Consider the following 2139-nt stretch of genomic DNA (forward strand, 5'->3'; position numbering starts at 1 on the left):
GGCGTTTCACCACGCAGGATCCGATAGGGTTGGAAGGCGGGCTGAATTTATATGCTTATGGGCCAAATCCTTTAACTTGGATAGATCCATGGGGGCTAGCGAAGTGTCCGACCTTAACACATGGTAAAAATGGAGCAATACTCTCAGCCAAGGCAACTGTAACACCAGCAGATCTCAAAACAGGCACTGCAGTTAATACGAGTGCTCGTGATGCTGCGAGGGCTATGGGATATCAGACAGATGATGCGGGGCATATATTAGCAAAAGTACTGGGGGGCCAAGGTGGAAAGGGAAATGTATTCCCGCAGTTACCAGGAGTGAATCGTGGGCAGTATAGGACATTTGAGGACTCGGTTCGTAAATTTGTAAATAAGCAAGGTGCGGTCGATATTGAATGGACTTTCAAATATGCTAATGGTGGTACAAGACCAACATCGATACAGTACGATGTATTCCAAAACGGTCAAAAAGTACTTGGTCGAATATTTACGAACTGATAGGGGTGAGTTATGGAAACGGTAGAAGTAGCAAGAGATGTTTTAACTAATTTCATAATGAAGATGAATGAGTGGGAAATGAGATGCTATCCACTGCTTTCTGCAGATGACTCGGAAAATATTAAGGTTGTGTTGAAAGATGAACTTGATGAGATATTCAATAAGTTCTGTACGGTGAAGGAAAGGAAGCAAGGTCGTCAAACATCCCTATCTTGTAGTGAACCACCAGAATATTCTCCTAGCGAAGAGGTGCTAAGTTCTGAAATAAACAAAAACAAGGCAGTTTTTGTCACTCAACAGCATACGGGATTTAAAAATAAATATCGATATACCCTGCATCTAAAAAATGATGAATGGCGTATTGATAAAAAAGAGTGGCTTGATGACGATAATGGTATTGAAAAATGGAAACAGTGCTACCTTTGATTTTTAATAACGACTCTTTTTTGAAGAGGTAGTTTGGCGTAGCAAGAGTGATGATCCTAGCCGTGAAGGGGGGCAACCTGTGCTGGTCCGGTTAGCGCGACGCCTTTAGGTTGATAGAACACCACGAAACAGGACTACTTGATGCCACCATACCATCGAGTAGGTACCTGTAACCTATTAGCTGTTAAACCAATAACGGCGTGGGCGGTAGCGTGTTAAAACTACGAAGCCGTCAAGTATGGTCAAGCCCGTGGTTATGAGCAGTATTATATAGAGAAATATAAAACGCGCACTGGTGTTATAGGTGAGGAAATATCTCAGGCCAATAGAAGAAATAAATAAAACTCAATCGATAACGGCCGTGCAGATCCTCGCGCAGTAGCATTTAAAGATGCTTATGGAATAAGAAAGTGTTAGGAGGTAAATGTTGATGAGTAAACTCGAGTTTTGGGGCTGGGAAAAGAAACCAAGGACAATGCTCAGATTTATTAAACCGGGTTATTTATTCTGCTTTAAGCTAACAGATGAAAAGTATGGTTTTGGGCGGATTATATCTAAGGTTAGCATTGGTCACTCGGCAGAAATATTTGATGTATTCTCTAAAGAGCCGAAAGTGCCAGATGGTCTGTTCTCAAATCCACAAGTGGGATCACACCCAATAATTTTGAATGCATATAGTCTGTTTGATAAAAAAATCTCTGGTGAGTGGAGAATTATAGGTCATCAGGAAGGGCTGGTTAAAAAATTCGAAAATACCTATTTTGTGTATGGGGCTTTAGGGAATAGAAAGAAAGTAGATATGTATGGGAATAGTGAAAATATTTCTGATAAAGACTCGGAACATTATCCGCCATATATGCCTAGTAATGACATGCACGTGCGAAAATTGCTAGCCATTTAATTTTCAAATGATGATGTCTAATAGATTATTCAATTGAGAGCCATCTAAGTATAAGGGGGGCTCGAATGGGGTGACGGAATATCTGGATGATGTGTCAGCGAAATTCACATCAGTCCATTCTCAGCTGATTTTCGGTGAAATAAATCGTGAAAAGTTAATATTTAGCTCTTTAAAAATTATTATGAAATCAAATGGTTAAGATTATATGGCAGGCCGCCTGCTGCAACACCGCGAACCCAATCAGGGCAAACCGGGCGCGCTGGCGGATAACCTGCTGGGCGAGCGCAGCCCGCAGAGCGACATCGACGCGCACCT

3 protein-coding genes are annotated in these 2139 nt (G+C 41.7%); all 3 read left to right on the top strand.

The window, feature by feature from the left end:
* Positions 1 to 497: DNA/RNA non-specific endonuclease (locus HMPREF3138_RS27450; protein ID WP_071605597.1), on the top strand; the 497-nt coding region annotated here is incomplete at its 5' end.
* A 12-nt stretch (positions 498 to 509) separates the two neighbouring features.
* Complete coding sequence (locus HMPREF3138_RS08130; protein ID WP_038873821.1) at positions 510 to 923, top strand: NTF2 fold immunity protein; 414 nt, start codon at positions 510 to 512, stop codon at positions 921 to 923.
* A gap of 430 nt (positions 924 to 1353) precedes the next feature.
* The gene (locus HMPREF3138_RS08135; protein WP_038873827.1) at positions 1354 to 1824 is read left to right on the top strand and encodes an Imm26 family immunity protein; all 471 of its coding nucleotides are present in this window, start codon (positions 1354 to 1356) and stop codon (positions 1822 to 1824) included.
* Positions 1825 to 2139: the final 315 nt, after the last annotated feature.

It is taken from the genome of Serratia sp. HMSC15F11 (genome assembly GCF_001808215.1).
GTDB lineage: Bacteria > Pseudomonadota > Gammaproteobacteria > Enterobacterales > Enterobacteriaceae > Serratia > Serratia nevei.

Excerpts from the sequence above, each read along its gene's own strand:
- HMPREF3138_RS08135 (WP_038873827.1), top strand. The coding sequence starts at position 1,354 with ATGAGTAAACTCGAGTTTTGGGGCTGGGAAAAGAAACCAAGGACAATG.
- HMPREF3138_RS08130 (WP_038873821.1), top strand. The coding sequence starts at position 510 with ATGGAAACGGTAGAAGTAGCAAGAGATGTTTTAACTAATTTCATAATG.